Raw genomic sequence first — 20432 nt, 5'->3', positions numbered from 1 at the left:
GACGCGGTGACGCGGTGACGCGTTGACGCGGTGGTGCTTTGGCGCGTTGACGCAGGGAAGGGCCCGGACCTGGCGGTCCGGGCCCTTCCGCGTCGCGCGGGCGGGTCAGGCGGGCTGGAAGCGGCGCAGCCGCAGGCTGTTGGTGACCACGAAGACCGAGGAGAAGGCCATCGCGGCGCCGGCGACCATCGGGTTGAGCAGCCCGGCGGCGGCCAGCGGGATCGCTGCCACGTTGTAGCCGAAGGCCCAGCACAGGTTGCCCTTGATGGTGCCGAGCGTGCGGCGGGAGAGCCGGATGGCGTCGGCCGCCGAGCGCAGGTCGCCGCGGACCAGGGTGAGGTCGCCGGCCTCGATCGCGGCGTCGGTGCCGGTGCCCATGGCCAGGCCCAGGTCGGCCTGGGCGAGGGCGGCCGCGTCGTTGACGCCGTCGCCGACCATCGCCACGACCTTGCCCTCGGCCTGGAGCCGCTTGACGGTGGCGACCTTGTCCTCGGGCAGCACCTCGGCGACCACGTCCGCCGGGGCGATGCCGACCTCGGCCGCGACGGCCTCGGCGACCGCCCGGTTGTCGCCGGTCAGCAGCACCGGACGCAGGCCCAGCGCGCGCAGCCGGGCGATCGCCTCGGCGCTGGTCGGCCTGACCGCGTCCGCGACCTCCAGGACGGCCCGGGCCTCGCCGTCCCAGCCCACCGCGATCGCGGTCCGCCCGGCCGCCTCGGCCGCGGCCTTGGCGCGGGCCAGGACGGGCGGCAGGTGCTGGGCCCGGTCGGCGAGCAGGGCCTCGCGCCCGGCGACCACCGTCCGGCCCTCGACGACGCCCTGCACGCCCCGCCCGGGGAGGTTGCGGAAGTCCTCGACCGGCGGCAGCGCGCCGGCCCGCTCCGCGGCGGCGGTGGCGATGGCGGCGGCGATCGGGTGCTCGGAGGCGTGCTCCAGGGCGCCGGCCAGGCGCAGCGCCTCGGTCTCGTCGACGCCCTCGGCGGTGTGCACGGCGAGCAGGGTCATCCGGCCGGTGGTGACGGTGCCGGTCTTGTCCAGGACGACGGTGTCCACCCGGCGGGTGGTCTCCAGTACTTCGGGGCCCTTGATCAGGATGCCCAGTTGGGCGCCGCGGCCGGTGCCGACCATGAGCGCGGTCGGGGTGGCCAGGCCCAGGGCGCACGGGCAGGCGATGATCAGCACGGCCACGGCGGCGGTGAACGCCTCGGTGGGGCTGTCCGAGACCAGGAGCCAGCCGACCAGGGTGGCGAGCGCGAGCAGGATGACGATCGGGACGAAGACGGCGGAGATCCGGTCGGCGAGGCGCTGGGCGGCGGCCTTGCCGTTCTGCGCGTCCTCGACCAGCCGGGCCATCCGGGACAGCTGGGTGTCCGCGCCGATCCGGGTGGCCTCGACCACCAGCCGGCCGCCGGCGTTGACGGTGGCGCCGGTGACCTGGTCGCCGACGCCGACCTCGACCGGTACGGACTCGCCGGTGAGCATCGAGGCGTCCACCGCCGATCCGCCCTCGACCACCACGCCGTCGGTGGCGATCTTCTCGCCCGGCCGCACCACGAACCGGTCGCCCACGGCCAGGCCGCCGACCGGGATCCGGACCTCGGCCCCGCCGCGCAGCACGGTGACGTCCTTGGCGCCGAGGTCGAGCAGGGCGTGCAGGGCGGCCCCGGCCCGGCGCTTGGAGCGGGCCTCCAGGTGGCGGCCGAGCAGGATCAGCACGGTGACGGCGGCGGCCGTCTCCAGGTAGAGGGTGGAGGGGGCGTCGGTGTCGCCGATCGCCAGTGAGAAGTCGTGGTGCATCCCGGGCAGGCCCGCGTGGCCCCAGAACAGTGCCCAGAACGACCAGCCGAAGGCGGCCAGGGTGCCGAGCGAGACCAGGGTGTCCATGGTCGCGGCGCCGTGCTTGAGGTTGGTCCAGGCGGCGCGGTGGAACGGCAGGCCGCCGTAGACCACGACCGGGCCGGTGAGTGCGAAGGCGAGCCACTGCCAGTTGGCGAACTGGAGGGCCGGGATCATCGACAGCATGACCACCGGGACGCTGAGGACGGCGCTGATCAGCAGCCGGTCGTACAGCGGGTCGGCGGTGTCGGTACCGGTACTGGCACCGCTACTGGCGTCGGCGCCGGTCGGGAGGGCGGGGGCCGGGGGCGGCGGGAGTTCGGCGGTGTAGCCGGTGCGCTCGACCGTGGCGATCAGGTCCTCGACCGTCACCCCGGGGCCGTAGTCGACCCGGGCCTTCTCGGTGGCGAGGTTGACGGTGGCCTCGACGCCGTCCATCCGGTTGAGCTTCTTCTCGATCCGGGTCGCGCAGGAGGCGCAGGTCATGCCGCCGATCGACAGCTCGACCCGGTCCCGGACCCCGGGGGTGCCCTGGACGCCGGGGGCGGTGGTGACCAGTTCGCTTCGCTCGCTCATGCGGATCGGCTCCTCGGCAGCTCCTCGGTGGGGGTGTACGGCGGGGTCCGCTGCCCGGGCCCCGCCGTACCGGGCGTACAGGGGGCCTAGGCGCTGCGGCCGACCAGTTCGTAGCCGGCCTCGTCGACGGCGCTGCGGACCTGCTCGTCGTCCAGCGGGGCGAGGGAGGAGACCGTCACGGTGCCGGCCTTGGAGTCGGCGGCGACCTCGGTGACGCCGGTGAGGGCGGAGAGCTCCTCGCTGATCGCCTTCTCGCAGTGGCCGCAGCTCATGCCGGTCACGGTGTAGGTGGTGGTGCTGGACATCCGGGCCTCCGGGAGGTGTGGCGCCCCGGGCGTCGGCCCGGGTTCTACTCTGACAACACCATACCCCTCAGGGGTATTTCCGGGAGGGGTGGGTGAAGTGGCGCGCGTCACGGGCGCGCGCGCCGGTCGAGCGTATGCGCCGGACCGCCTCAGGCCGGGGAGGCCGGGAGCTGGGCCGGGATCGGCGCGCGCTCGCGCCGGATCAGCAGCCGCAGCCAGAGCAGCCCGCCCAAGGAGACCACGAGCAGCCCGGCCGTGTCGTAGAGGGTGTACAGGTGCACCTGCTCGCTGGTGGGGTCGGGCATGTGGCCGAGCTCGAACAGGGCGCGCTGCCAGGAGCTCGCGGTGGTCTTGGCGACCAGCCAGACGGCGATGCCGCTCGTGCTGTCCCAGAGCGCGTGCAGCAGCGATACGCCCAGGTAGGTGACGGCGACCGGGGTGGTGAAGCGGAACCGCCCGCCGCGGCGCTCGCTGAACAGCACCCCGCCGACGATCGCCGTCCACAGGATGTGGCCGACCGGCGCGAGCACCCCGCGCAGGATCTCCGTCTCGACCAGGTCCTCGAGCGAAAGCCCCTGGTTGCTCAGCACGGCGTTGAACGCGTATCCGGCACTCTCGAACGCGGCGAACCCCGCGCCGACGGTGGCGCCGAGCACCAGCCCGTGCCGCAGCCCGCTGACCCGCAGTCGGCGGCTCACCATGACCAGGGCGGCCAGCTTGGCCGCCTCCTCGATCAGCCCGACGGCGACGTACATCGAGGCCGAGGGCGAGACCAGGTAGCTCTCCAGCACCGAGGCGCCCAGGACGCCGATGATGCCGCCGACGCCGAAGCAGGCGAAGATCCGGTCCGGGCCGAGGTCGCCGGCGTAGCGCTCGTAGGCCCAGATCACCACGGTGGCCGGGACCAGGAAGCTGCCGAGCAGCACGATCGTCGGGACGAGGTTGCTGTTCCCGGTGAGGAACGTGACGACGACGGTGGCGCCCCAGAGCAGCAGGCCGACGGCGAAGACCCTCAGCCAGTGGTCGGACGTGGCCGTCGTGCGGGCCGGGGCGTCGGAGATGCGGGGGGTGTTGCGGTAGCCGGACACCGGTCAGGGCCTCCTCGGGGTAGCCGCTTTGGTCGAACTGTATGACAAATAGGGCATTTAGGGGCGATCGGGACGCCCGTGCGGCGGGGCGGCGGCCGCGGCGGACGGAAACGCGGTAGGCGGGCGGGTGGGTGCCGCGAACGTCCCTTATGTTCGGTATGTGTTCCCGACCCGCCGTGCCCAGTCCCCCTCGGCCCCCAGCGCCGCCGGGCTGCCGCCGGACCGGCGGCGCGGCGCCCTGCTGGCCGCCGACCTCCAGGACGTGCCGTTCTGGCGGCGGGCCAGCCCGGCGCTGCTCGCCGTGCTCCTGGTCGCACTCGCTGACCTCCTCTCCGGCAAGGACCGCTACCTGGCACCGCTGATGACCGTCGTCCCGGCCGCCGCCGCGCTCACCCTCAGACCGGGCGAACTGCTCGCCGTCTGCGCGCTCGGCCTGCTCGCGGTCTTCGGGCTCAGCCACTACGACGAGGTCGACAACATCAACGACGCGCGCTTCCTCTACGGTGCGATGGTCAGCTATGTCGTGTTGACGCTCTTCTCCGCCTGGGTCGCCAAGATCCGGATGCGGCGCGCGGCGGCCTTCGCGGCCGTCAGCTCCGTCGCCGAGGCCGCCCAGCGGGCCCTGCTGCGGCTGCCCGGGCCGGCCGTCGGGCCGCTGCGGCTGGCCGTCCGGTACGTGTCGGCGGCCGACGCCTCACGGATCGGCGGGGACCTGTACTCGGTGCTGGAGACGCCGCACGGCACCCGGGTCGCGGTCGGGGACGTCCGGGGCAAGGGTCTCTCCGCCGTGCAGACCGCGGCCGTGGTGCTCGGCGCGTTCCGGGAGGCTGCGTACGACGAGGCCGGGCTGCGGGGCGTCGCGGCGCGGATCGAGGCCAGCGTCGAGCGGCACGTCCCGGACGGGGAGTTCACCACCGCGCTGTTCGCGGAGTTCCGCACGCCCGGGGTGATGGAACTGCTGCAGTACGGGCACGTCCCGCCGATCCGGGTCGACGGCGACGGGCGGGCGCACGTGCTGGACGCCCCCGACCCCTGGGTGCCGCTCGGCCTCGGACGGCTGGCGACGGGCGAACCGGCCAGCTGGGACCAGCCGTTCGGGGCGGAGGACGTCCTGGTGCTCTGCACGGACGGGGTGGTCGAGGCGCGGCACCGCAAGAGCGGGGAGTTCTACCCGCTGGCGGAGCGGGTCGGGCCGCTGGTGCGGGGCGCCACGCGGTCGGAGGGGGATCTGGAGGCGGCGGTGGGGCGGGTGTACGCGGACCTGCTCGCGCATACGGGCGGGGAACTGCGGGACGACGCCCTGCTGTTGCTGATCGCCAGGACGGACGGCTGAGGGCCGGCCTCCTCCCCCTCCCCGCGTGGGGAGGGGGAGGAGGAGGGCGCCTCAGGACGCGGTGACGTCGGCGAGGGCGCGGAAGAGGAGGGCGGTGGAGGTGGCGCCAGGGTCCTGGTGGCCGATGCTGCGCTCGCCGAGGTAGGAGGCGCGGCCCTTGCGGGCCTGGAGGGGGACGGTGTCGCGGGCGCCCTGGTCGGCGGCCTCGGCGGCGGCGGCCGCCGCCTCGGGGAGGGTGGCCCCGGCGCCGGCCGCGGCGCGGAAGGCGGCGACGGCCGGGGTGTAGGCGTCGACGATGGTCTTGTCCCCGGGCACGGCCTTGCCGAGGGTGCGGACGGCGTCCAGGCCGGCCGCCAGTGCCTCGGCGACGGCGGCCGGGCCGGCCGGGTCGGCCGGGTCGGTGGGGTCGGCCAGGGCGGGATCGGGCAGGGCGGCGCCGATGGCGCGGAAGGCCTTGCCGTAGAGCGGGCCGGAGGCACCGCCGACCTTGGAGATCAGCGTGCTGCCCACCTTGGTGAGCACCGCGCCCGGGCCGGCCGGCCGGAGGCCGTCGAGGGCGGCCAGGGCGGCGGAGAAGCCGCGCCGGAGGTTGCTGCCGTGGTCGCCGTCGCCGATCGCCGAGTCCAGCTCGGTGAGCCGGCCCTGCTCCTTCTCGACGGCCGCGGCGATCGCGCGGACCCAGGCCTCGGCGAGGGGGGTGTCGAAGTCCATGGCGTCTCCCGGCTCAGGCCCGCTTGAGGGCGGGGGTGTCGACGGGCGCGTCCCACAGCTCCAGCAGCTGCGGGTCGGCCTTGGTGAGGGTGAGCGAGAAGCCCGCCATGTCCAGACTGGTGACGTAGTTGCCGACCAGGCTGCGGGCCACCGTGATGCCGCGCTCGGCGAGCCGGGCGGCGACCTCGCCGTAGGCGATGTACAGCTCCAGCAGGGGGGTCGCGCCGAGGCCGTTGAGCAGGGCGATCACCTCGTCGCCCGGGGCCAGGTGGTGGTCGGCGAGGATGGTGTCGACCACCTCGGCGGCCAGCGCGCGGGCCGGGCGCAGCTTCTCGCGGCGACGGCCGGGCTCGCCGTGGATGCCGACGCCGACCTCGATCTCGTCCTCGGGCAGGTCGAAGCCGGGCTTGCCGGCGGCCGGGGTGGTGGCAGCGGTGAGCGCGATGGCGAAGGAGCGGGAGGCGGCGTTGACCCGCTCGCCCAGGGCGGCCACCTCGTCGAGCGGGGCGCCGCGTTCGGCCAGCGCTCCGGTGGCCTTCTCGACCAGGACGGTCGCCCCGGTGCCGCGGCGGCCGGCCGTCCAGGTGGAGTCCTCGACCGCGACGTCGTCATCGACCAGGACGGTGCGGACCGCCAGGCCCTCCTCGGCGGCGAGTTCGGCGGCGAGCTCGAAGTTCATCACGTCGCCGGTGTAGTTCTTCACGATGAAGACGACGCCGGCGCCGCTCTCCACGGTCTGGGCGGCGGCCAGCATCTGGTCCGGTACCGGGGAGGTGAAGACCTCGCCGGGGCAGGCGGCGTCCAGCATGCCGGGGCCGACGAAGCCGCCGTGCAGCGGCTCGTGGCCGGAGCCGCCGCCGGAGATCACCGCGACCTTGGGCCCGGCCGGGCGGGCGGCCCGGGTGATCACCCGGTTGGGGATGTCCACCGTCAGCTCGGGGTGGGCGGCGGCGACTCCGGCCAACGCGTCCTCCAGGACGCTCTCCGGGGTGTTGATCAGCTTCTTCAACGCTCTTCGCTCCCTTGTGCGGGTCGTCGGCCGTGGACGCTGCTGCCCCGACGCTACGCCAGACGGGGGTGGTGGGCACGGGGTGCGACACGCGGGATTCGCGTCACTCTCCCGGAGTAGCGGCGTCGGCCACGAGGTCGGTCGTAGGGTCGGGCGCATGAGCGAACACGTGGGTATCGTCCTGGTCTCGCACAGCGCCCGACTGGCCGCCGGGCTGCGCGAGCTGCTCGCCGAACTCGCCTCGGGCGGCGTGCGGGTGGTGTGCGCGGGGGGTACGGAGGACGGCGGGCTCGGCACCAGCTACGACCTGATCGCGCGGGCCGTCGCGGAGGCGGACGGCGGGGCGGGCGTGGTCGTGCTGCCGGATCTCGGCAGCTCGGTGCTCACCGCCGTCACGGTGCTGGAGGACGAGCCGCGCCCGGGCGTGCGGCTGGTGGACGCGCCGTTCGTGGAGGGCGCGGTGGCGGCCGCCGTCACCGCCTCGACCGGGGCGGCGCTGGCGGAGGTGGTCGCGGCGGCCGAGGAGGCCCGCTCGTTCCGGAAGCTGTGAAGCCGCGGGGCCGGAGACCGGGAAGAGGGGGCGGCTACTTGGCGTCGGCGTAGCAGTCCACCACCGCCGTGGTGAGCGGGAAGCGGACCGGGGTGTCGCCGAACACCAGGCGGCGGGCCTCGTCGGCCGCCTCGGCGACCGCGGCGGCCACCTCGTCGGCGAGGTTGGCCGGGGTGTGCACGATCACCTCGTCGTGCTGGAAGAACACCAGGTGCGGGCGTTCCGCCGGGCCGGCCGCCGGCAGCTCGCCCAGCCGGCGGCGCAGGGCGGCGAGCAGGGCGAGTGCCCAGTCGGCGGCGCTGGCCTGGATGACGAAGTTGCGGGTGAAGCGGCCGCGGGCGCGGGCCTGCCGGCCGCCGGCCTCGCCGGCCGTGTCGGGGGCCTCGGTGAGGTCGAGGAACTCGGCGGAGGCGGGCGGGCAGACCCGGCCCAGCCGGGAGGCGACCACCCCGCCGTCCTCGCCGGTGCGGGCGGCGGCCTCGACGTAGCCCATCGCGGCGGGGTAGCGGTGGCGCAGGGTGTTCAGCAGCGGGCCGATGTCGCCGCTGGTCTGCCCGTACATGGCGCCGAGCAGGCCGAGCTTGGCCTTGTCGCGGTCGCCCTGGAAGGCGTTGGCGGCCAGCGCCTCGTACAGGTCGCCGCCGGCGGCGGTGCGGGCCAGCCCGGCGTCCTGGGAGAGCGCGGCGAGCACCCGGGGCTCCAGCTGGGCGGCGTCGGCGACGACCAGCAGCCAGCCCGGGTCGGCGACGACGGCGCGGCGCAGGATGCGCGGGATCTGCAGCGCGCCGCCGCCGCGGCTGGCCCAGCGTCCGGAGACCACGCCGCCGACCACGTACTCGGGCCGGAACCGGCCGCCGCGGGCCCAGGCGTCCTGCCAGGCCCAGCCGTGCGCGGCGTGGATCCGGGACAGCTCCTTGTAGCGGATCAGCAGCGCGGCGGCCGGGTGGGCGACGCCCTTGAGCTCCCAGGAGCGGGTGGAGCCGAGCTGGATGCCGTTCTCGGCGAAGGCGCGCAGCACCTGGGTGTGCGAGTCGGGGTTGAACGGGCGCCCGCCGAGGGCCTGTTGGAGTTCGACGGAGAGGTCGGCGAGCAGTCTCGGCTGGGCGCCGGGGACGGTCGGGCGGGGGCCGAGGAGTTCGGTGAGCAGTTGGTCGTGGACGTCGGCGCGCCAGGGCAGCCCGTCGTACGCGATCTCGGCGGCGACGAGTGCGCCGGCGGACTCGGCGGCGACCAGCAGCCGGAACCGGTGCCGGGCGGCCGGGTCGGCGATCGCGGCGATCCGGCGCTGCTGCTCGGCGTGGACGGCGACGACGGCGGTCAGCGGGTCGGCGCCGGGCGGCAGTTGCAGCCGGTCGGGCGCGAACAGGGTGTCCTGCCCGTCGTCGGCCTCGGCGGAGCCGGGCTCGGGCAGGTCGTCCGGGACGGGCAGGCCGCGCAGCCGGGACCAGGCGGCGCCGAGCGAGCGCGGCGCGCCGAACCGGCCCTCGTGCGCCAGCAGCAGGGCCTCGACCAGGCGCAGGTCGTGGCAGCGGGCGAGCCGGTCGGGCAGCCGGGGCAGCAGCGGCGCGTAGGCGCTGTCGGTGGCGGCCCACACCCAACGGGAGTGCTCGGCGGCCTCCCGGGCGGCGACGGCGGCGGCGAGGTCGGGGACCTTCTCGGGCGGGCCGAGCGGGGTGCCGGCGTCGTCGAGCGGCTGGAGCCGGCCGCCGGGGCCGTGCGGGTCGGGGGCGAGGGCCGTCCTGGGTGCCACGGGGGCGTCTCCTCTCCGGCGCGCTGTTCTGGCGTGCGGGTACGGGCACGGGTGTGCGGTCGTTCGGGTGTCCGGGCTCGACGTTAACGGGTGGGTACGACAACGGGGGCGGGGGCGCATAGGCAGGGTGGGTGACACGGCGTAGGGTCGGCGAAATGACCGAGAACCCGTTCTTCAAGCCCAGCCCCCTGGTCTACGAACTGCCGCCCTTCGCCGAGATCCGGCCGGAGCACTTCCTGCCCGCGTACGAGCGCGGGATGGCGGAGCAGCTGGCCGAGATCGCGGCGATCACCGCGGATCCGCGGCCGCCGACGCCGGACAACACCCTGGTCGCCCTGGAGCGTTCCGGGGAGCTGCTGCGCCGGGTGGACGCGGTGTTCCGCAACCAGTCGTCCTCGGACACCAGCGAGCCGGTCGACGAGGTGGAGACCGCGGTGAGCCCGCTGCTGGCCGCGCACCACGACGCGATCCACCTGGACCGCGCCCTGTTCGCCCGGATCGAGGAGCTGTACGGGCGCCGCGCCGAACTGGGCCTGGACCCGGAGTCGCTGCGGCTGCTGGAGACCCGGCACACCCGTTTCGTCCGCTCCGGCGCCCGGCTGGGCGAGGCCGAGCAGGCCCGGCTGCGCGAGCTGAACGCCGAACTCGCCGCGCTCGGCACGACGTTCCAGCAGAACGTGAACGCCGCCAGCAAGGCCGCCGCGCTGGTCGTGGACGCGGCCGAGGAGCTGGACGGGCTGTCCGCGGACGAGGTCGCCGCCGCTGCGGAGAACGCCCGGGTGCTCGGGCAGGAGGGCCGGTTCGTGCTGTCCCTGAAGAGCACCTCCGGCCAGCCCGAACTGGCCCGGCTGACCGACCGGTCGGTGCGCGAGCGGCTGCTGGCGGCCTCGCTCGACCGGGGCCTGGCGGTCAACGGCCCGCTGGCGATCCGGATGGCCGGGCTGCGCGCCGAGCGGGCCGCGCTGCTGGGGCACCCGAGCCACGCCGCGTACGTGGTGGAGGACGAGACCGCGGGCACGGTGGAGGCGGTGTCCGGACTGCTGGCCCGGCTGGTGGGTCCGGCGGTGGCCAACGCCGGCCGGGAGGCCGCCGAGCTGGCCAAGCTGGCGGCGGCGGACGGGATCGAGGAGATCGCCGCGCACGACTGGGCGTACTACTCGGAGAAGGTCCGGCAGAGCTCCTACCAGGTGGACGCGGCGGTGCTGCGCCCGTACTTCGAGCTGGAGCGGGTGCTCCGGGACGGCGTGTTCTTCGCCGCGGGGCTGGCGTACGGGCTGACCTTCACCGAGCGGACGGACCTGACGGCCCACCACCCGGACGCGCGGGTCTTCGAGGTGTTCGAGGAGGACGGCGGTTCGCTGGGCCTGTTCATCGGCGACTTCCACGCCCGGGCGTCCAAGCGCGGCGGTGCCTGGATGGACGAGCTGGTGAGCCAGTCGGGGCTGACCGGCCGCCGGCCGGTGGTGATCAACAACCTGAACATCGCCCGCCCGGCGCCGGGCGAGCCGGTGCTGCTGGCCTGGGACGAGGTGCGCACGCTCTTCCACGAGTTCGGGCACGCGCTGCACGGGCTGTTCTCGGACGTGCGGTACCCGCTGTTCGCGGGCACCTCGGTGCCCCGGGACTTCGTCGAGTTCCCCTCGCAGGTCAACGAGATGTGGATGGTCCGGCCGGAGGTGCTGGCCAACTACGCGCGCCACCACGTGACCGGGGAGCCGCTGCCGGCCGAGCTGGTCGAGCGGATGGTGGCGGCCGAGGGCTTCGGGGAGGGCTTCCGGACGGTGGAGTACCTCGCGGCGACGCTGCTGGACTGGGCCTGGCACACCGTGCCGCAGGGCCGGGAGATCGCGGACGCCGAGGAGTTCGAGGCACGGGCGCTGGCGGAGGCCGGGATCGCGGTGCCGGCGATCCCGCCGCGCTACCGGACGGCGTACTTCCAGCACGTCTTCGCCAGCGGCTACAGCGCCGGGTACTACGCGTACATCTGGTCGGAGGTGCTGGACGCCGACACCGTGCAGTGGTTCGAGGGCAACGGGCGCGCGGTGCGGGAGAGCGGCGAGCTGTTCCGGCGCGAGCTGCTGGCGCGCGGCTACGGCCGGGACCCGCTGGAGTCCTTCCGCGCGGTGGTCGGCCGGGCGCCGGAGACCGGGCCGCTGCTGGCGCGGCGGGGCCTGGTCTAGCCGTTTCGGCCCCGGTGGCGGTCAGCGCGGTGTGACCGTGACCGTCACCGGGGTGCCCGGGCGGGCGTGCGGGAGGCGGATCCGGACGGTTCCGGCCCGCCCGCCGGCTGGCTGTTCGACGTCGACGCGGGCGGCGGCGGGGGTGACGGTGACGTCGGCGCCGTGCGGGAACGCCGCCGGGGGCAGGACGAGTTCGCTGCCGTGCCGGGTGCCGTCGGCGCTCCAGCGGACGGTGGTGGCGCCGGTGCGCACGTCCGTCCCGGCGACGGCCGCCGGGTACGGGCCGAAGGCGGGTTCGTCGCCGGGGGCGGGGCGCCCGGCCGGGTCGAGCGCGCAGTAGCCGCCGGTGCCGCGGCACCAGTACCACATGGTCCAGCCCTCGGCGAAGCCGTCCATCGCGGCGACCTGCCGGCGGACCAGCAGGGTGTTGCCCGGCCTGCGGGAGTCGGGCGGGCCCCATTCGCCGACCAGGACGGGCAGGCGGTGGGCGGCGGGGTAGGCGGTGATCGCGGCGGTGTAGCGCTCGACGAAGCCGTCGGCCGGGTCCCAGTCGGCGCCGTTCTCGACCGCGGTGTCGTAGAAGTGCGGCGCGTAGCCGAGCCGGGGCGGGCCGGGGCGCGGGTCGTCGAAGCCGGGCAGCCGGGTGGGTACGCCCTGGCCGACCAGGACGGTGGGTTCGACGAACAGCCAGGCGCGGGAGTCGACCCGGCGCACGGCGGCGATCAGGCGGCGGTACATGTCGGCGAGCCGGCCCTGTTCGAGGGCGGCGGAGGCGGCGGCGAGGACGGCCGGGTCGGTCGGGTCGCCGTCCACCGGGCCGAACGGCTCGTTGAACAGGTCGTAGCCCAGCAGCGAGCGGTGGCCGCGCAGTTCGAGGGCGAGCCGGGTGTAGAAGTCGGCCTGCCAGGCGCGCAGGTCGGGGTCGTCGTAGAGGTGGCGGAAGGCGGCCTGGACGGCGGGCTGGAAGTAGCCGGCGAACCAGTCGTTCGGGTCGGGGGTGAACGGCAGGCCGTCGTCCCGGGTGGCCCAGGGCGGGATGCCTCGGTCGCCGCCGCCGAACGCCGGCCCGTAGACGTCCTGGTGCAGGTCGATCAGGGCGAGCAGGCCGTACCGGTCGGCCCAGCCGAGGAGTTGGCGCAGCCGGTGCAGTTCGGTCGGGTCGAGGCGGCCGCGGACGGGCTCCAGCCTGTTCCAGGAGACCGCCACCCGGATCAGGGTGAAGCCCTGCGCGGCCAGGGACTTGAGGTCGGCCTCGGTGGTCTCGGCGTACTTGTCGAGGTTGAAGCCGCGCAGGTGGAGGCGGCGGCCCTGGGCGTCGGTGAAGGCGGTGCGGCCGTCGGGGCCGGTGGCCGTCGCGGCGGGGAACCGCGCGGGCGGGCCGCCGTGGGCGCCGTCGTGCGCGGCGGCGGGGGTGGCGGGGGCCGCGGTGAGGGCCGTGGTGGCGGCGAGCAGCAGGGCGGCGGCGGTGCGGCGCAGGCGCATCGGGACCTCGTACGGCGCGGGGGTGGGGGCCCGATGATGCCTGCGGTGCCGGGTGTCGCACAAGGGCCTTGCGCGGAAGGGGAGTTCAGTCGGCGTCCGGGGCCGAGGTCGGGGCCGGGGCCGGGGCCGGGGTGGCGGGGGTGGGCAGGTCCGCGGCGGCGGCCAGGCGGCCCCAGAGCAGGTCGGCGAGCGCCTGCACCATGCGGGTGCGTGAGCAGGGTCTGGTCTCCAGCCACCAGTCGCCGGCCGCCAGCACCATGCCGGTGATGCCCCGGCCCCAGGCCTCGGCGAGCAGCTCGCGGTCGGCGCCGAGGTCGACCTGGCTCTGCACGGCCCGGGTGATCTCCGCGGCGATCTGCCGCAGTGCGGGGGCGAGTGCGGTGCCGGGGCCGCTCGGGTCGCCCGGTTCGGGGTGGGTGAGCAGTCGGTAGACCTGCGGGCGGGCCTCGATCCCGGCCAGGTAGGTGTCCAGGACGTGTTCGACCCGGTCGCGGCGCTCCAGTGGTTCGGCGAGGGCGGCCCGGACGGCGGCCAGCAGGCCGCTGGTGTGGCGCTCGGTGAGGGCTGTGATCAGGCCGTTCCGGTCGCCGAAGTGGCGGTAGAGGATCGGTTTGGTGATGCCGGCCTCGGCGGCGATGGCGTTCATGCTGGCGGTCGGGCCGTTCCGCTGGATGACCCGGTCGGCGGCGTTGAGCAGCTGCTCGCGGCGGGGCTCTCGGGACATGTGCTGCTCCTTGGATTCGGGGTCTGACTGGGCGTTGACACCGGTTACCAATCAGTAGCAGACTCCGACGATGTTACCCGAGGTAACCCCCCTGGTCGGCCGTACCCCTTCTTCGGAGGCAAGCACCATGAGCAGCACGTTCTCGCTGGACCCGGGTGCGGACCAGCTCGCCGTACGCGACTGGCTGCACGGCTTCGCCGCCGACGTCGTCCGCCCCGCCGCGGCCGAGTGGGACGAGCGCGAGGAGACCCCCTGGCCGATCATCCAGGAGGCCGCCAAGCTGGGCATCTACTCGCTGGACTTCTACGCCCAGCAGTACTTCGACCCCTCCGGCGTCGGCATCCCGATCGCCATGGAGGAGCTGTTCTGGGGCGACGCGGGCATCGGGCTGTCCATCGTCGGCACCACGCTGGCCGCCGTCGCGGTGCTCGCCAACGGCACCGACGAGCAGATCGGCACCTGGACCCCGCAGATGTTCGGCACCCCGGACGACCTCAAGGTGGCCGCGTTCTGCTCCTCCGAGCCCGACGCCGGCTCCGACGTCTCCGCGCTGCGCACCCGAGCGGTGTACGACGGGGCCAAGGACGAGTGGGTGCTCAACGGCACCAAGACCTGGGCCACCAACGGCGGGATCGCCGCCGTCCACGTCGTCGTCGCCACCGTCGACCCGGAGCTCGGGGCGAAAGGCCAGGCCTCCTTCGTCGTCCCGCCGGGCACCCCCGGGCTGAGCCAGGGCCAGAAGTTCAAGAAGCACGGCATCCGCGCCTCGCACACCGCCGAGGTGGTGCTGGACGGCGTCCGGGTGCCCGGCAGCTGCCTGCTCGGCGGCAAGGAGAAGCTGGACGAGCGGCTGGCCCGGGCCCGCGAGGGGGTCAAGCGCCCGGGGGGCAGGGGCAACGCGGCGATGGCCACCTTCGAGGCCTCCCGGCCGGCCGTCGGCGCGCAGGCGATCGGCATCGCCCGGGCCGCGTACGAGGTGGCGCTGGACTACGCGAGGACCCGCGAGCAGTTCGGCCGCCCGATCATCGACAACCAGGGCGTGGCCTTCCAGCTCGCCGACATGAAGACCCGGATCGACGCCTCCCGCCTGTTGGTGTGGCGGGCCTCCTGGATGGCGGCCAACAACCAGCCGTTCACCGCGGCCGAGGGCTCGATGTCCAAGCTGTACGCGGGCGAGACGGCCAAGTGGGTCACCGCGCAGGCGATGCAGATCCTCGGCGGCAACGGCTTCACCCGGGAGTACCCGGTGGAGCGGATGCACCGGGACAGCGCGATCTACTCGATCTTCGAGGGGACCAGCGAGATCCAGCGGCTGGTGATCGCGCGGGCGATCTCGGGGATGCCGATCCGCTGAGCCCGGCTACCGGGCTGTTGGGTCGTCGGCCCGCCGGGCTACCGGGCCGCCCAGAAGGCGAGTCCGGCGGTGAGCGCGCCCACCGCCGCGCCGACGACGGTCTGCGCGGTGGTGTGGTCCCGCAGCACCACCCGGGACCAGCCGATCGCCGCGACCAGCGGGGCGAGCAGCAGCCACAGCGGGCCGAGCGCGATCCCGAGGCAGACCACCGCGCCGGCGGCCACGGCGGTGTGCACGGAGACCTTCCACCAGACGGTGATCACCAGGATCGGGACCAGCGAGGCGAACATCGCCAGCACCATCGCGGTCAGGTCGGCCGGGGCGTCGAGCCAGAGCATCACGGCGAAGCTGGTCGCGACCGAGCCCATGATGAACGGGATGACGGTCAGCCGGCGCTGCCGGTGGCCGACGTGGCGGTCCTCCAGGGTGCCCTTGCGGATGCCGCGCTGGATGAACATGGTCGGGATGACGGCCGCGAACAGGGCCGCGAAGGCCGCCCAGCCGAGGCCCGTCCAGCCGTAGCGGATGACGCCCATCAGCGGGAGCATCGCGATGATGACGTTCTTCGGCTCGACGCCGTCGGTGACCCGGCGGGCCCAGATCGTCCGGCTGGTGGGGGCGGTCGTGGCCTCGGTCGTCATCGGGGTGTGTGCTCCGGGTGCGCAAAAGGGGTCGGCGTGAAGGGTCGGCGTGAGGGGTCGGCGTGAAAGGTCGGCAGACGGGGGCGTCGGGACGGCCCGGCGCCGATCGGATGATCGTACGCGAGCCCGTCCGTGCGGCCGGTGCCCGGACCTGAGGCCCGGCCCCGGTCAGAACCGCGCCGGGCGGCCCTCCAGGAACGCGGCCAGCCCCTCGGGCACGTCCGAGGTCTCCCGGGAGCGGCGCTCCCAGGGCGCCAGCGCCTGCGCCGCCCGCTCCGCCGGGACGGCCAGCGCGGCCTTCACCGCACCGATGGTCTGGGCCGAGCGCCGGGTCAGCAGTCGGGCGAACTCCAGCGCGGCGGCGTCCAGTTCGGCGCCCGGCAGGACGCGCTCCGCCAGGCCCAGCGGCAGCGCGTCGCGGCCCGTCACCAACTCGCCGGAGAACAGCAGGTACTTGGCGCGGGCCGGGCCGACCAGCCGGGCCAGTCGTACGGTCGGCACCGCCGGGTAGACCACGCCGAGCTTGGCCGGGGTGATCCCCAGCCGGGCGTCCTCGGCGACGAACCGCAGGTCGCACGCGACGGCCAGCTGGCAGCCGCCGCCCACGCAGGCGCCCTGCACCACGGCGACGGTCGGGTGCGGGAAGGCCGCCAGTGCCTCCTCGGCGGCGACGTTGACCGCGTGGTAGGCGTCCGCGCGCTCCGGATCGCCGTACACCTCGGCGAGTTCGGCGATGTCCGCGCCCGCGCTGAAGGTGCCGCCGGCGCCGGTGACCAGCAGGGCGCGCACCCCCGGCTGCTCGGCGAGGCGCAGCAGCACCTTCGGCAGCGCCTGCCAGATCTCCAGGGTCACCGCGTTGCGCCGGTGCGGTCGGGCGAACTCCAGGACGGCGACGCCGTCCTCGCCGACGTACGCGTGCAGGCCCTCGGCGTGGGCGGGCAGGGCGGAGCGGTCCCGCGTGAGCAGCGGCTGGTCCATGCGCACCTCCGGGCGGTCGTGGTGCGCCCACTCTCTCAGGAGGTGACGGCGCAGTAGTCACCGAGGCCGCCCTCGACCAGGGCGAAGGCGCGCGCGGCCCGGTCGAGGGCGGCGGGCAGGGCGGCCGCGGCGCGTTCGCCGGTCAGTATCCTGCGCTGGTTCTCGGTGGTCAGGGCCAGTCGGGCGGCCAGCAGTTGGGCGGCGGCGATCTGTGCGGTGAGCTCGTCGTGGGCCGGGTCCTGGGCGAGGAGTTCGGTGGTCAGCAGGCCCTGCGCGTGCCGGCCGAAGCCGGCGGTGGCGCGCATCGCCAGGGCCGGGGTGCGGTGGATCAGTCGGACCACGTCGAGCACGAGCGGTTCGTCGCTCAGCCCGGTGGCCGGGTCGTGCTGCTCCAGCGCGGCGAGGTACTGCTCGCGCAGCGCCGCCACCGCCGAGGTGCCGGGGGCGCGTTCGCGGACCACCCGGGCCGGCTCGTCGAGGTGCTGCTCCATGGGGGCCATGACCAGGTCTTCCTTGGTGGGGAAGTAGTTGAAGACGGTCATCTTGGACACCTCGGCGGCGGCCGCGATCTCGGCCACCGAGACCTGGTCGAAGTCCCGCTCGGCGAACAGCCCGATGGCGGTGCGCCAGATCCGGATGCCGGTCTGGATCTTCTTGCGCTCGCGCAGCGGGAGGGCGTCGAGGTCGCGGTCGTCGTCGGGGCTGAAGCCGGTGTGCGTCGCCATGGCTCGACTGTACCAGGATCAAAGATCGACCAGGATGAAGATTGAGCTGAGCTTAAGAATTGACCAGGTATAAAAAAACTGCCATGGTGAGGACGTGCCGCCGGCCGCACCGGCCCGGCCCGAACTCCACCGACCCTGGGGGGACTTACCGATGGCGCCCGCTGCCCCTGCCTTGATGACACCGGCCCAGCGCAACCTGGGCATGCTGCTCTGCCTGGTCACGATCGTGCTGGCCGTGCTCGACATGAACATCGTGTCCGCGGCCACCGTGCCGATCGTCCGGGAGCTCGACCCCGTCCACGGCGTCGACCGGCTGCCCTGGCTGATCAGCTCGTTCGCCCTCGCCGCGACCGCGCTGCTGCCGCTCTACGGCAAGCTCTGCGACCTGTACGGCGCCAAGCGCGTGCTGCTCGGCGCGGTCGGCACCTTCCTGGTCGGCTCGGCGCTCTGCGGGTTCGCGCAGTCGATGGGCCAGCTGATCGCCTTCCGGGCCCTCCAGGGCATCGGCGGCGGCGGGCTGATGAGCGTCACCATGGTGGTCGTCGCCCACCTCAAGGACCCGGCCGAGCGCGGCAGCGGCAAGGGCGGTGCGATGGGCGGGATCGTCGCGGGCATCGGCATGGCGGTCGGCCCGCTGATCGGGGCGCTGTTCACCGACCACCTCGGCTGGCGCTGGATCTTCTACATCAACCTGCCGCTCGGCCTGCTCGTCCTGGTCGGCACCGCCCTGGTGATCAAGCTGCCGCCGGCGGCAGGCCGCCGCAGCCTGGACTTCCTCGGCGCGGCCCTCGCCGCCGCCTTCGCGACCGGGCTGCTGCTGGTCACCGAGTGGGGCGGCAAGGACTACGCCTGGACCTCCCCGGTGATCCTCGGGCTCGTCGCCGCCACCCTGGCCGCGTTCGGCCTCTTCGTGTGGCGCCAGGCCACCGCCGCCGAGCCGGTGCTGCCGCTGTCGCTGTTCCGGATCGGCGTGGTGCGCCTCGGCTTCGCGATCCAGGGCCTGGTCGGGATGGGCATGACCGGCTCGATCGTCTACGTGATGCTCTACCTGCAGATCGCCCGCGGCGTCGACCCCACCTCGGCCAGTCTCTACCTGATCCCGATGGCGGGCGGGATGACGGCGGTCGGCCTGCTGGCCGGCCGGCTCACCGCCCGCGGCCATGCGGAGCGCACCTTCCTGGTGGCCGGCGCGGGCTGCGCGGCGATCGCCCTGCTCCTGCTCGGCCTCAGCGGCCCGACCACCGGGCTGTGGGCGGTCTGCGGCGAACTCGTCCTGCTGGGCGTCGGGATGGGCCAGCTGATCGGCCAGCTGGTCACGGTGGTGCAGGAGTCCGTCCCCCGGCACCAGCTCGGCGTCGCGACCACCGGGATCCGCTTCTTCCAGACCCTCGGCAGCGCGCTCGGCGCGGCGCTCTTCGGCACCGTGCTGGCCCGGGAGTTCGCGGACGGCGCGCCCGGCCTGCCGCTCGGCGCCGTCCGGACGCTCGGCGGCGCGGCCCGCGAGCACGCGCTGCGCAGCTTCACGGACGCCGTCGACGTGGTGTTCCTGTCGGCCGGCGGTCTGCTGGTGCTGGTCCTGCTGCTCGCGCTGCGGGTGCCCAGGGCGGTGGTGGCGGCGGAGCCGCCGGTGCTGGCGGCCTGAGGGGCCTGAGGGGTCTGGGGCGACGGTCCGGGGTGCGGGGTCCGGTGGGACACGGGGGTGTCCACCGGGCCCCGCCGCGTCCGGTCAGGCCCCGGGCGTCCACTCCGGAGCCAGGATCGACCAGATCTGCTTGTCGTGGCGGACCCCGTTGTGCGGGTACCACTCGCGCAGGGTGCCGTCCAGGCTCATGCCGATCCGCTCGGCGACGGCCCGGCTGCGGGCGTTGCCGGCGGAGCACCACCACTCGGCGCGGTGCAGGCCGCGGGTGGTGAAGGCGTAGTCGATCAGCACCCGGACGGCGGCGGTGATCAGCCCGCCGCCCTCGCCGGCCGGCTCGGTCCAGGCGCCGATCTCGCAGACGCCGCTCTGGGCGTTGAAGCTCACGAACATCACGCCGCCGACCAGCGTGCCGTCCCGCCAGATGCCGTAGATCCGGCCGCTGTCGGCGGCCTGCTGGTCGGCGTAGCGCTGGAGGGTGGCGCGGGCGGAGCCGAGGTCGGTGGAGCGGGTGGCCCAGGGGATCCACGGGTCGGTGTGGGCGCGGGCGCGGTCGATGTGGGCCAGGAACTCGGCCGCCTGCCACGGCTCCAGCGGGCGCAGTTCGGCGTTCTCGGCGAGCGGTACGGCAAACATGGGCTGGCCTTTCACGGGATGCACGGTCCACGGGATGCGCGGTGTGCTGGGAACCATACATAACAAACGTTTGGTATGTACGATGACCCCCATGACACCGGCCCGTGGAGACCATGACGCCCGCCGCCTGGAAGTGTCCGAGGGCGTGTGGCGGGTGCTCTCCAGCCGTGGCTTCGAAGGGCTGACCCTGCGTGCCGTGGCCACCGAACTGAGCGCCTCCACCGGCCTGTTGACGCACTACTTCCCCAACAAGCGGGCCCTGCTGAGCCACGCCCTGGACGAACTCGACCGGCGCTCCGGCTCCCGGCCCCGGCGCACCGCCCCCGCCGACGGCACCCCGCCGCCACCCCCCGGGCTGGCCCGGCTGCGGGCCGCGCTGCTCGACGTCCTGCCGCTGGACGGGGCGGCGGTGGCCGGCAACCGGATCTGGGTCGGCTCCTGGGACGTCGCCCTGTCGGACCCCGCGCTCGCGGCCGCGCACGCGGGTCGCTACGCCCGCTCGCGTGAGGCCCTCGCGGTGCACGTCGCGGACGCCCAGCGGCTCGGGGAGCTCCCGGCCGGGGCTGACGCCGCCGCGCTCGCGACCGGCGCGCAGGCCTTCGCGCTCGGCCTGGTGGTGCAGGTGCTGTTCGCCCCGGCGGAGTTCCCGCCCGAGCGGCAGACCGCTCTGCTGGACGCCTACCTGGCCGGGCTCGCCACCGCCGACTGACGCGCCACCGGCGGCAGACTCGCCGCCATCGGCTGAGCGGCCGGCCGGGCTCGCGATCACGGGCCGAGCGGCCGGTCGGGAACCCGACCGAGCGGCTCCCGGCCGGGTCGGTGGGGCGGATTGTCCCCGGAGCGTGATTCGCCCGGGATTTCGGTTGTTCGGGTCTTCTCCCGCATCCGATCCGCAGTGGCGGTCATCCGGAGCAG

The 20432-nt window shown here is 74.7% G+C and carries 18 protein-coding genes; 6 read left to right on the top strand and 12 right to left on the bottom strand.

Features of this window, described 5'->3' with window-relative positions:
• Positions 1-105 precede the first annotated feature (105 nt).
• The 3 genes from ACFVX9_RS11700 to ACFVX9_RS11690 form a co-directional block, all read right to left on the bottom strand.
• Positions 106-2322: a heavy metal translocating P-type ATPase gene (locus ACFVX9_RS11700; protein WP_387981440.1), complete on the bottom strand. Its 2217-nt coding sequence runs from the start codon at positions 2320-2322 to the stop codon at positions 106-108.
• A 176-nt stretch (positions 2323-2498) separates the two neighbouring features.
• Positions 2499-2828, bottom strand: a complete 330-nt coding sequence (locus tag ACFVX9_RS11695; RefSeq protein WP_380338027.1) for a heavy-metal-associated domain-containing protein — start codon at positions 2826-2828, stop codon at positions 2499-2501.
• Positions 2829-2866: 38 nt separating this feature from the next.
• Positions 2867-3805: a PrsW family intramembrane metalloprotease gene (locus ACFVX9_RS11690; RefSeq protein ID WP_380377810.1), complete on the bottom strand. Its 939-nt coding sequence runs from the start codon at positions 3803-3805 to the stop codon at positions 2867-2869.
• 160 nt (positions 3806-3965) lie between these two features.
• On the opposite strand from ACFVX9_RS11690, the gene ACFVX9_RS11685 reads away from it, so the two are divergent.
• Positions 3966-5138 carry a PP2C family protein-serine/threonine phosphatase gene (locus tag ACFVX9_RS11685; RefSeq protein ID WP_380377812.1) on the top strand — a complete coding sequence of 391 codons (1173 nt, stop codon included), beginning with the start codon at positions 3966-3968 and terminating at the stop codon, positions 5136-5138.
• Between the two features lie 51 nt (positions 5139-5189).
• Here the strand turns inward: ACFVX9_RS11685 and dhaL are convergent, their stop codons facing one another.
• Both dhaL and dhaK read right to left on the bottom strand, forming a co-directional pair.
• Positions 5190-5849 carry a dihydroxyacetone kinase subunit DhaL gene (gene dhaL / locus ACFVX9_RS11680; RefSeq protein ID WP_380377813.1) on the bottom strand — a complete coding sequence of 220 codons (660 nt, stop codon included), beginning with the start codon at positions 5847-5849 and terminating at the stop codon, positions 5190-5192.
• 13 nt (positions 5850-5862) lie between these two features.
• Positions 5863-6858 (bottom strand): dihydroxyacetone kinase subunit DhaK, encoded by a 996-nt coding sequence (gene dhaK, locus ACFVX9_RS11675; protein ID WP_380377814.1) that lies wholly within the window; start codon positions 6856-6858, stop codon positions 5863-5865.
• Between the two features lie 157 nt (positions 6859-7015).
• Between dhaK and dhaM the strand changes: the two genes are divergently transcribed.
• Entirely contained in the window at positions 7016-7408 is a 393-nt protein-coding gene (gene dhaM / locus ACFVX9_RS11670; RefSeq protein WP_380377816.1) for a dihydroxyacetone kinase phosphoryl donor subunit DhaM, read from the top strand.
• 34 nt (positions 7409-7442) lie between these two features.
• Here the strand turns inward: dhaM and ACFVX9_RS11665 are convergent, their stop codons facing one another.
• Complete coding sequence (locus ACFVX9_RS11665) at positions 7443-9158, bottom strand: bifunctional 3'-5' exonuclease/DNA polymerase (RefSeq protein ID WP_380377818.1); 1716 nt, start codon at positions 9156-9158, stop codon at positions 7443-7445.
• A gap of 155 nt (positions 9159-9313) precedes the next feature.
• Between ACFVX9_RS11665 and ACFVX9_RS11660 the strand changes: the two genes are divergently transcribed.
• Complete coding sequence (locus ACFVX9_RS11660; protein WP_380377820.1) at positions 9314-11338, top strand: M3 family metallopeptidase; 2025 nt, start codon at positions 9314-9316, stop codon at positions 11336-11338.
• A gap of 21 nt (positions 11339-11359) precedes the next feature.
• On the opposite strand, the gene ACFVX9_RS11655 is transcribed toward ACFVX9_RS11660, so the two are convergent.
• Positions 11360-12820, bottom strand: coding sequence for a cellulase family glycosylhydrolase (locus tag ACFVX9_RS11655; RefSeq protein WP_380377821.1), 1461 nt, complete (start codon positions 12818-12820; stop codon positions 11360-11362).
• Between the two features lie 85 nt (positions 12821-12905).
• Positions 12906-13544 (bottom strand): TetR family transcriptional regulator, encoded by a 639-nt coding sequence (locus tag ACFVX9_RS11650; protein WP_380377822.1) that lies wholly within the window; start codon positions 13542-13544, stop codon positions 12906-12908.
• Between the two features lie 127 nt (positions 13545-13671).
• Here ACFVX9_RS11650 and ACFVX9_RS11645 point away from each other — a divergent pair, with 127 nt between their 5' ends.
• A complete protein-coding gene (locus ACFVX9_RS11645; RefSeq protein ID WP_063349402.1) occupies positions 13672-14898 on the top strand; it encodes an acyl-CoA dehydrogenase family protein in 1227 nt (408 codons plus the stop codon).
• Between the two features lie 38 nt (positions 14899-14936).
• Here ACFVX9_RS11645 and ACFVX9_RS11640 read toward each other — a convergent pair whose 3' ends face one another.
• The 3 genes from ACFVX9_RS11640 to ACFVX9_RS11630 form a co-directional block, all read right to left on the bottom strand.
• On the bottom strand, positions 14937-15539 hold the full coding sequence (locus ACFVX9_RS11640; protein ID WP_363376314.1) for a hypothetical protein: 603 nt from the start codon (positions 15537-15539) through the stop codon (positions 14937-14939).
• 168 nt (positions 15540-15707) lie between these two features.
• Positions 15708-16517, bottom strand: coding sequence for an enoyl-CoA hydratase/isomerase family protein (locus ACFVX9_RS11635; RefSeq protein WP_079135891.1), 810 nt, complete (start codon positions 16515-16517; stop codon positions 15708-15710).
• Between the two features lie 35 nt (positions 16518-16552).
• Complete coding sequence (locus tag ACFVX9_RS11630; protein ID WP_380377825.1) at positions 16553-17242, bottom strand: TetR/AcrR family transcriptional regulator; 690 nt, start codon at positions 17240-17242, stop codon at positions 16553-16555.
• Between the two features lie 175 nt (positions 17243-17417).
• On the opposite strand from ACFVX9_RS11630, the gene ACFVX9_RS11625 reads away from it, so the two are divergent.
• Complete coding sequence (locus ACFVX9_RS11625; protein WP_380377827.1) at positions 17418-18884, top strand: MFS transporter; 1467 nt, start codon at positions 17418-17420, stop codon at positions 18882-18884.
• A gap of 84 nt (positions 18885-18968) precedes the next feature.
• Here ACFVX9_RS11625 and ACFVX9_RS11620 read toward each other — a convergent pair whose 3' ends face one another.
• On the bottom strand, positions 18969-19517 hold the full coding sequence (locus ACFVX9_RS11620; protein WP_380377829.1) for a GNAT family N-acetyltransferase: 549 nt from the start codon (positions 19515-19517) through the stop codon (positions 18969-18971).
• A gap of 91 nt (positions 19518-19608) precedes the next feature.
• Between ACFVX9_RS11620 and ACFVX9_RS11615 the strand changes: the two genes are divergently transcribed.
• On the top strand, positions 19609-20226 hold the full coding sequence (locus tag ACFVX9_RS11615) for a TetR/AcrR family transcriptional regulator (protein WP_380377831.1): 618 nt from the start codon (positions 19609-19611) through the stop codon (positions 20224-20226).
• Positions 20227-20432 lie beyond the last annotated feature (206 nt).

Origin of the sequence: Kitasatospora sp. NPDC058243 (assembly GCF_042882025.1) — a bacterium.
Classification (GTDB): Bacteria; Actinomycetota; Actinomycetes; order Streptomycetales; family Streptomycetaceae; genus Kitasatospora.
This window is presented reverse-complemented; position numbering and strand designations above follow the sequence as displayed.

Coding starts and splice junctions, on each gene's coding strand:
- ACFVX9_RS11700 (WP_387981440.1), bottom strand. CDS start 2,322: ATGACCTGCGCCTCCTGCGCGACCCGGATCGAGAAGAAGCTCAACCGG.
- dhaL (WP_380377813.1), bottom strand. CDS start 5,849: ATGGACTTCGACACCCCCCTCGCCGAGGCCTGGGTCCGCGCGATCGCC.
- dhaM (WP_380377816.1), top strand. CDS start 7,016: ATGAGCGAACACGTGGGTATCGTCCTGGTCTCGCACAGCGCCCGACTG.
- ACFVX9_RS11660 (WP_380377820.1), top strand. CDS start 9,314: ATGACCGAGAACCCGTTCTTCAAGCCCAGCCCCCTGGTCTACGAACTG.
- ACFVX9_RS11655 (WP_380377821.1), bottom strand. CDS start 12,820: ATGCGCCTGCGCCGCACCGCCGCCGCCCTGCTGCTCGCCGCCACCACG.
- ACFVX9_RS11650 (WP_380377822.1), bottom strand. CDS start 13,544: ATGTCCCGAGAGCCCCGCCGCGAGCAGCTGCTCAACGCCGCCGACCGG.
- ACFVX9_RS11645 (WP_063349402.1), top strand. CDS start 13,672: ATGAGCAGCACGTTCTCGCTGGACCCGGGTGCGGACCAGCTCGCCGTA.
- ACFVX9_RS11640 (WP_363376314.1), bottom strand. CDS start 15,539: ATGACGACCGAGGCCACGACCGCCCCCACCAGCCGGACGATCTGGGCC.
- ACFVX9_RS11635 (WP_079135891.1), bottom strand. CDS start 16,517: ATGGACCAGCCGCTGCTCACGCGGGACCGCTCCGCCCTGCCCGCCCAC.
- ACFVX9_RS11630 (WP_380377825.1), bottom strand. CDS start 17,242: ATGGCGACGCACACCGGCTTCAGCCCCGACGACGACCGCGACCTCGAC.
- ACFVX9_RS11625 (WP_380377827.1), top strand. CDS start 17,418: ATGACACCGGCCCAGCGCAACCTGGGCATGCTGCTCTGCCTGGTCACG.
- ACFVX9_RS11620 (WP_380377829.1), bottom strand. CDS start 19,517: ATGTTTGCCGTACCGCTCGCCGAGAACGCCGAACTGCGCCCGCTGGAG.
- ACFVX9_RS11615 (WP_380377831.1), top strand. CDS start 19,609: ATGACACCGGCCCGTGGAGACCATGACGCCCGCCGCCTGGAAGTGTCC.